Source organism: Rathayibacter sp. AY1D1, from assembly GCF_002932635.1.
Classification (GTDB): Bacteria; Actinomycetota; Actinomycetes; order Actinomycetales; family Microbacteriaceae; genus Rathayibacter.
The window spans coordinates 22,399-29,341 of sequence record NZ_PSVY01000031.1 but is presented as its reverse complement, the minus strand read 5'-3'; the positions used below and the strand labels follow the sequence as shown (position 1 = coordinate 29,341).

The following is a 6,943-nucleotide window of genomic DNA, read 5'->3' as shown; positions in this document are numbered from 1 at the left end:
CTTCTGATGGATCCGCTCCTCGCCGTCCTCCAGGTCGCGACCGTCGGCCTGGCCGTCGCCCTCCTCCACCGCCCCCCAACGAAGTGAGGCCCTGTTGGCCAGTCCCATCCTCATCATGCGCGACATCGTCAAGGAGTTCGGCGGCGGCGTCCGCGCCCTCGACGGCGTCTCGCTCTCGGTCCAGCCCGGCGAGGTCCACGCCATCTGCGGCGAGAACGGCGCCGGCAAGTCGACCCTGATGAAAGTCCTCTCCGGCGTGTACCCGTACGGCAGCTTCGAGGGCACCATCGAGTTCGAGGGCGAGGAGGCGCAGTACCGGTCGATCAACGACAGCGAGGCCGACGGCATCGTGATCATCCACCAGGAGCTCGCCCTCAGCCCCTACCTCTCCATCGCCGAGAACATCTTCCTCGGCAACGAGAAGTCGACCCGCGGCGTCATCAACTGGAACGCGACCAACGCGGAGGCGGCCAAGCTGCTCGCCCGCGTCGGCCTCGCCGAGAGCCCCGCGACCAAGATCCTCGAGCTGGGCGTCGGCAAGCAGCAGCTCGTCGAGATCGCCAAGGCCCTCGCCAAGGAGGTGAAGCTCCTCATCCTCGACGAGCCCACCGCCGCCCTCAACGACGAGGACAGCGACCACCTGCTCGGCCTGATCGACCAGCTCCGCAAGCAGGGCATCACCTGCATCATCATCAGCCACAAGCTGAAGGAGATCCGCGCCATCGCGGACACCGTCACGATCATCCGCGACGGCCGCACCATCGAGAGCTTCCCGATGGCCGGCGAGGAGGCGTCCGAGAGCCGGATCATCCGCGCGATGGTCGGCCGCGACCTCAACAGCATGTTCCCGCCGCGCGACCCGCAGATCGGCGAGGAGAAGCTGCGCGTCGAGAACTGGACGGTCCACCACCCCGTCGACATCAACCGCGTGGTCGTCGACGACGCCTCCTTCACCGTCCGCGCCGGCGAGATCGTCGGCTTCGCGGGCCTGATGGGCGCCGGACGCACCGAGCTCGCGATGAGCATCTTCGGGAGGAGCTACGGCACCGGCATCTCCGGCCGCGTCTACAAGGACGGCGAGGAGATCCAGACCCGCACCGTCGACGAGGCGATCCGCAACGGCCTCGCCTACGCGACCGAGGACCGCAAGCGCTACGGGCTCAACCTCATCGGCGACATCACCGTCAACGTCTCGGCCGCCGCGCTCTCGCGCCTGGCCCGGCTCGGCGTGATCGACAAGCACCGCGAGTACAAGGTCGCCGACTCGTACCGATCAAAGATGAACATCAAGGCGCCGACCGTCTCGGCCGTCACGGGGAAGCTCTCCGGCGGCAACCAGCAGAAGGTCGTCCTCTCGAAGTGGATCTTCTCCGGTCCCGACGTGCTGATCCTCGACGAGCCCACCCGCGGCATCGACGTGGGAGCCAAGTACGAGATCTACGGGATCATCAACGAGCTCGCGGCCCAGGGCAAGGCGGTCGTCGTCATCTCGTCCGAGCTGCCCGAGCTGATCGGCCTCGCCGACCGCATCTACACCATCTCCGAGGGACGGATCACGGGCGAGATCGATCGCGCCGACGCCACCCAGGAGCACCTCATGCACTACATGACCGCCGGAAAGGAACAGGCCCGATGAGCGCCACGACCACCACAGCGCCGGCGGACACGCCCGCCAACACGCCCTCCACCCCGCCCAAGCGCTCGCGCCGGCTGAACATCAACCTCCGGCAGTACGGCATCCTCGCCGCGCTGGCCATCATCATCCTGCTCTTCCAGGTGCTGACCGGCGGGCGCCTGCTCCTGCCCGGCAACGTCAACAACCTGATCCAGCAGAACGCCTACGTGCTGATCCTCGCGATCGGCATGGTGATGGTCATCATCGCCGGCCACATCGACCTCTCGGTCGGCTCGGTCGTGGCGATGGTCGGCGCCATCTCGGCGATCGCGATGAACAACTGGGGCCTGCCCTGGTGGGCGGCCGTCGTCGTCGCCCTCGTCACCGGCGCCGCCGTCGGAGCCTGGCAGGGCTTCTGGGTCGCCTTCGTCGGCATACCGGCGTTCATCGTGACCCTCGCGGGCATGCTGATCTTCCGCGGCTTCACCCTCGTCCTCCTCACCGGCGGGACGATCAACGGCCTCCCCACCGAGTTCACCGCGATCGGCGCCGGCTGGCTGCCGGGCGTCCTCGGCGGCATCGCCGGCCGCGACGCGCTCACCCTGGTCCTCGGCCTGATCGTCTGCGTCGTCCTCGTGGCCCAGCAGCTCCGCAGCCGCGCGACCCTCCGCCGCCTCGAGCTGCCCCGCGAGCCCATCGGCTCGCTGGTCGCGAAGTCGGCCATCGCCGTCGTCGCGATCATGGCCCTCTCCTGGCTGCTCGCCGGCTACAGCGGAACCCCGATCATCCTGATCGTGCTCGCCGTGCTGATCCTCGCCTACAGCTTCGTGCTCGGCCGGACGGTCTTCGGCCGCCACATCTACGCGATGGGCGGCAACCTGTTCGCCGCGATGATGTCCGGCGTCAAGACGAAGTGGGTCAACTTCTTCATCTTCGTCAACATGGGCGCACTGGCCGGAGTCGCGGGCATCGTCAGCACCGCCCGCGCCGGCGGTGCGGTCGCCTCGGCCGGACAGAACTACGAGCTGGACGCGATCGCCGCGGTCTTCATCGGCGGCGCCGCCGTCCAGGGAGGCGTGGGCACCGTCGTCGGAGCCGTCATCGGCGGACTCGTGATGGGCGTGCTCAACATGGGCCTGTCCATCCTCTCGGTCGACGCAGCCTGGCAGATGGCGATCAAGGGCTTCGTGCTCCTGCTCGCGGTGGCGTTCGACATCTTCAACAAGCGCCGCGCCGGCGGCCGCTAGGCGAACGCCGGGCGCCGCCCAGCGGCGCTCCTCGTCCTTCTCTTCTACAGTTCTCGGGCGCGGCTTCTCCTCGGGGGAGCCGCGCCCGAGTGCATCCGAGACCCGTCGGGGTCCAGCGACAGGCAGGCGATCATGGCAGGAGCAGTCGGAGCCTCCAGCAACGCGCTGCTGCGCCGCACGAACCTCGCGAGCCTCGCGACGCTGGTGCACCGCTCCGGTCCCACCAGCCGCGCCGAGCTCGGCCGCCTCACCGGGCTGAACCGCTCCGCCGTCGCGAACCTGGTCGGCGAGCTGAGCGAGCTCGGCTGGGTGGCGGAGGAGACCACCGCACCGGACGGCCGCATCGGCCGCCCCAGCGCCACCGTCGTCCCCGGCGACCGGTTCGCGGCCGTGGGCGTCCACCTCGACACCGACGCGATCATCGTCGGCCTCGTCGGCCTGCACGGCGAGCTGCTGCGCCGCGTCCGCTTCGACACCCCCAAGCCCGCGAGCCCGGCCACGGTGGTCCGCGTCGTCACCGGCATCGTCGAGGGCTTCCGCTCCGAGCGGGAGTCGCTCCGCACGCTGGTCGGCGCGGGCGTCGCCGTCCCCGGCCTCGTCCAGGCCGACTCCGGCTTCGTCCACCGCGCCCCGCACCTGGGCTGGCGCGACGTCGACCTCGCCACCCAGCTGAGCCGCGCCCTCGACCTCCCGGTCGCCGTCGGCAACGACGCGACCCTCGGCGCCATCGGCGAGTCCCTCTTCGGAGCCGCGCACGGCGTGGCCGACGTCGTCTACGTCACCGGCGGCGCGGGCGGCATCGGCGGAGGAGTCATCATCGGCGGCGTCCCGCTCCAGGGCTCCTCGGGGTTCGCGGCCGAGCTGGGCCACACCCTCGTCGCCACGAACGGCCGCCTCTGCGGCTGCGGCCGGCGCGGCTGCCTCGAGGCCGAGGTCCGGATGCGCTCCCTCCTCGACGTCCTCGGCGCCCGCGTCCTCGACCAGGACGAGCTCGACATCGCCCTGGGCACCTCCCGCGACCCCGCCGTCCTCGGCGAGGTCGCCCGCCAGGTCGACCTGCTCTCGGAGGGCCTGTCCACCTACATCAACCTCTTCAACCCCACCGCGGTCGTGCTGGGCGGCTTCCTCGGCTCGCTGCTCACCGTCGACCGCGAGCGCCTCGCCGCCCGCGTCTCCGCCCGGGCCCTGAGCGACCTCGCGCGCGGCGTGCGGATCGAACGGGCCGCCCTGCGCTCGAGGCTGGAACTCGTCGGCGCCGCGGAGCTACCCTGGCGGCGGGCGCTGGCGGATCCCGCCGCCGTCACCGGGGGCGCGCAGCCGCCGGGTGGAAGCAGCAGCCGCGAGGACGCCCTGGGCGCCCGCGCCTGACCCCGGCACTCGAGTGCCGGCACCGCGTCGAGGAGGACGAGCATGGCCGACTGGAACGACACGATCATCGAGGAGTTCCGCGCGAACGGCGGGACCGTGACCACGGGCGGCTTCGGGAGGAGCCTCGTGCTGGTGCACCACCGCGGCGCCCGCTCCGGTGAGGAGCGCGTGACTCCGCTGATGGCGCTGCACCCCTCCGAGGACGTCTGGCTGCTCGCCGCGTCCGCCGCCGGTGCGCCCAAGCACCCCGCCTGGTTCCACAACCTGATCGCCCACCCGGACCTGGCGATCGAGACCCCCGACGACGGCACCGTCGACGTCCGGGCGCGCGTCCTCGCCGGGGAGGAGCGCGACGCTGGCTGGGCCCGCTTCACCACCGCCTCCGCCGGCTTCCTCGACTACGAGAAGCGCACCACCCGCATCATCCCGGTCGTGGAGCTCACCCGCCGCTGACCGCGAGCCGTCAGCGCAGCAGCACGGGCACCGTGTTCGGCGTGCTCCAGCTCAGCGCGATCCGCTCGCGGAAGCCGCCGCTGCGCAGCTCCGCCTCGAGCGCGTCGATCACCACGGGGAGCAGCGCGCGCCGCTCGATCAGCAGGTCGAGTACGAGCCGGTCGCCGGAGGTCAGCAGCACCGGGCCCGATCCGGGCAGCACCGCGATCCACTGGCACTCCCCCACCTGCACGCTCCGGTGCCGGCCGAGGCGTCGGAGCAGCTCGGGCAGCGCCTGCGTATCGAGGGCGGACACGTCGGCACGGAGGGCGATCACCCCGCGAGCGTGCCCGCGCCGGACGACCTCGCGCCGACCTCCCGGTGAACACCGCCCCTCCGCGGGACGCCGTCCGCGAGAACGACACGACAGGAGCCCGCCCCGGAGCTCACCGCACCCGGGAACGGGAGAAGCCCCCGACCGGACATCCGATCGGGGGCTTCTCTCCGGTTCCCTCGAACCCGGTTCTCTCGAACTCCGGTTCTCATGAACTCTGGTGCGCGAGGGGGGAGTTGAACCCCCACGCCCTTTCGGGCACACGGACCTGAACCGTGCGCGTCTGCCTATTCCGCCACTCGCGCTCACCAGCGGCACCGAAGCGCCGACGAGAAATCGTAGCATCCCCCGGCCCCGGAGCCGAACCGGCACCCGCCGCCCCGGGTCGGAGCTCCCCCGGGAGCCGCCACCGGGCCGTGCCGGTGAGAGCGCGCACACGGCACTCCGGCCGCGAAACCACCGCGGAGGATCGCGCATCCAGACCATCCCAGTAACATGCCCGTAGCCGTGCGCGGCGCAGACCAAGAAGAGGAAGCGGCGACGGGCGCGCAGACATCTCGATCCGTGCGCGACCGCCGAGAAGGCGAAGAACCGGAAGATCGGAAGACTGTGGGCATACTGGACAACTTCGAGAAGGGACTCGAGCGCGTCGTCAACGGCGCGTTCGCGCGGACCTTCAAGTCGGGTCTGCAGCCGGTCGAGCTCGCCTCCGCCCTCCGCCGGGAGCTCGACACCTCCGCCGCCGTGGTCAGCCGCGACCGCATCCTCGTCCCCAACAGCCTGGTCCTGCGGATGTCCGCGACCGACCTCGACCGGATGCAGCGCCTCGGCGCCACGCTGATCGACGAGCTCACCACGGTCGCCACCGAGCACGCCACCAAGCAGGGCTTCCGCTTCCCCGGCCCGATCGACATCTCCCTCGCCGTCGATCCGGCGCTCAGCGACGGCATGGTCGAGGTCGACTCCCGCAGCGTGAAGGGCACCGTCGCCTACACGCCCGTCCTCGACATCGACGGCCGGCGCCACCCGATCACGAAGGCGCGCACCGTCATCGGCCGCGGCAGCGACGCCGACATCACCGTCGACGACTCGGGCACGTCCCGCAAGCACGTCGAGATCCTCTGGGACGGCTCCCGCGCCCAGGTGCACGACCTCGGGTCCACGAACGGCTCCAAGCTCGACGGCCGGCCCGTCACGCAGGCGCCCCTGGCCCCCGAGCAGACCATCACGATCGGGCGCACCTCGATCGTCTACCGCGTCGTGCAGGGCTCCGCGCCCGCACGCACCGACCGCCCGTCGTCCGGCAGGGCAGCCGGACGCGGTTCCGAGGGATTCTGGGACGACCGGCTATGAGCGAGCTCACTCTCTTCCTCCTGCGCATCGCGTTCCTCGCGCTGCTGTGGTTCTTCGTGTTCGGCATCGTCTACGCGCTGCGCTCCGACCTGTTCGGGCAGCGCGTGCGCAAGCTGCCGCCCGGCGCGCAGGCCGCGTCCCCCGAGGCCCCGTTCGTGACGGCGGCCCAGCCCGTGGTCGCCGCGGCCGCCGCGGCTCCCACGCCCGCGCAGCCCGCCTCCCCGTCGGCACCCTCGGCCCGGAGGAGCCGCGAGGCCGCCGCCGAGCGCGCCGAGCAGGGAGGCGCCGCCACGGTCCACACGGCGCAGCGCCTCGTGATCACCTCGGGCCCCAAGCGGGGCACCGAGCTCGAGCTGACCGGCGACCCGCTGACGATCGGCCGCTCCGCCGAGTCGACGCTGGTCATCCGCGACGACTACACCTCGACCCACCACGCGCGCCTTCTCCTCTGGAACGACGAGTGGATGATCCAGGACCTCGACTCCACCAACGGCACCTTCCTCGACGGCCGCCGCGTCGGCGCGCCCACCAAGGTGCCGCTGGACACGCCCGTGAAGGTCGGCACCACCACCTTCGAACTGCGGCGGTCGTAGC

7 protein-coding genes and 1 tRNA gene are annotated in these 6,943 nt (G+C 71.4%); 6 read left to right on the top strand and 2 right to left on the bottom strand.

What is annotated here, in order from left to right; all coding sequences use genetic code 11:
- Positions 1-115: 115 nt before the first annotated feature.
- From mmsA to C5C56_RS15140, 4 genes are all read left to right on the top strand, one after another.
- Positions 116-1,636, top strand: a complete 1,521-nt coding sequence (mmsA, locus tag C5C56_RS15155) for a multiple monosaccharide ABC transporter ATP-binding protein (protein WP_104222653.1) — start codon at positions 116-118, stop codon at positions 1,634-1,636.
- Positions 1,633-2,862, top strand: a complete 1,230-nt coding sequence (mmsB, locus tag C5C56_RS15150) for a multiple monosaccharide ABC transporter permease (RefSeq protein WP_104255653.1) — start codon at positions 1,633-1,635, stop codon at positions 2,860-2,862. Before mmsA ends, mmsB begins: the two co-directional genes overlap by 4 nt.
- A 132-nt stretch (positions 2,863-2,994) precedes the next feature.
- Positions 2,995-4,230: an ROK family transcriptional regulator gene (locus C5C56_RS15145; RefSeq protein WP_104222655.1), complete on the top strand. Its 1,236-nt coding sequence runs from the start codon at positions 2,995-2,997 to the stop codon at positions 4,228-4,230.
- Between the two features lie 42 nt (positions 4,231-4,272).
- Positions 4,273-4,683, top strand: coding sequence for a nitroreductase/quinone reductase family protein (locus tag C5C56_RS15140; protein ID WP_104247544.1), 411 nt, complete (start codon positions 4,273-4,275; stop codon positions 4,681-4,683).
- Positions 4,684-4,693: 10 nt separating this feature from the next.
- On the opposite strand, the gene C5C56_RS15135 is transcribed toward C5C56_RS15140, so the two are convergent.
- Positions 4,694-4,999 carry a hypothetical protein gene (locus C5C56_RS15135; protein ID WP_104319853.1) on the bottom strand — a complete coding sequence of 102 codons (306 nt, stop codon included), beginning with the start codon at positions 4,997-4,999 and terminating at the stop codon, positions 4,694-4,696.
- 215 nt (positions 5,000-5,214) lie between these two features.
- Positions 5,215-5,301: transfer RNA gene (locus C5C56_RS15130), tRNA-Leu, on the bottom strand.
- A 304-nt stretch (positions 5,302-5,605) separates the two neighbouring features.
- On the opposite strand from C5C56_RS15130, the gene C5C56_RS15125 reads away from it, so the two are divergent.
- Positions 5,606-6,349, top strand: a complete 744-nt coding sequence (locus C5C56_RS15125; RefSeq protein WP_104225775.1) for a DUF3662 and FHA domain-containing protein — start codon at positions 5,606-5,608, stop codon at positions 6,347-6,349.
- Positions 6,346-6,942: an FHA domain-containing protein gene (locus C5C56_RS15120; protein WP_104222659.1), complete on the top strand. Its 597-nt coding sequence runs from the start codon at positions 6,346-6,348 to the stop codon at positions 6,940-6,942. Before C5C56_RS15125 ends, C5C56_RS15120 begins: the two co-directional genes overlap by 4 nt.
- Position 6,943: the final 1 nt, after the last annotated feature.

What these genes read in the sequence shown, in the direction of transcription:
- mmsA (WP_104222653.1), top strand. Translation starts at nt 116, where the DNA reads ATGCGCGACATCGTCAAGGAGTTCGGCGGCGGCGTCCGCGCCCTCGAC.
- mmsB (WP_104255653.1), top strand. Translation starts at nt 1,633, where the DNA reads ATGAGCGCCACGACCACCACAGCGCCGGCGGACACGCCCGCCAACACG.
- C5C56_RS15145 (WP_104222655.1), top strand. Translation starts at nt 2,995, where the DNA reads ATGGCAGGAGCAGTCGGAGCCTCCAGCAACGCGCTGCTGCGCCGCACG.
- C5C56_RS15140 (WP_104247544.1), top strand. Translation starts at nt 4,273, where the DNA reads ATGGCCGACTGGAACGACACGATCATCGAGGAGTTCCGCGCGAACGGC.
- C5C56_RS15120 (WP_104222659.1), top strand. Translation starts at nt 6,346, where the DNA reads ATGAGCGAGCTCACTCTCTTCCTCCTGCGCATCGCGTTCCTCGCGCTG.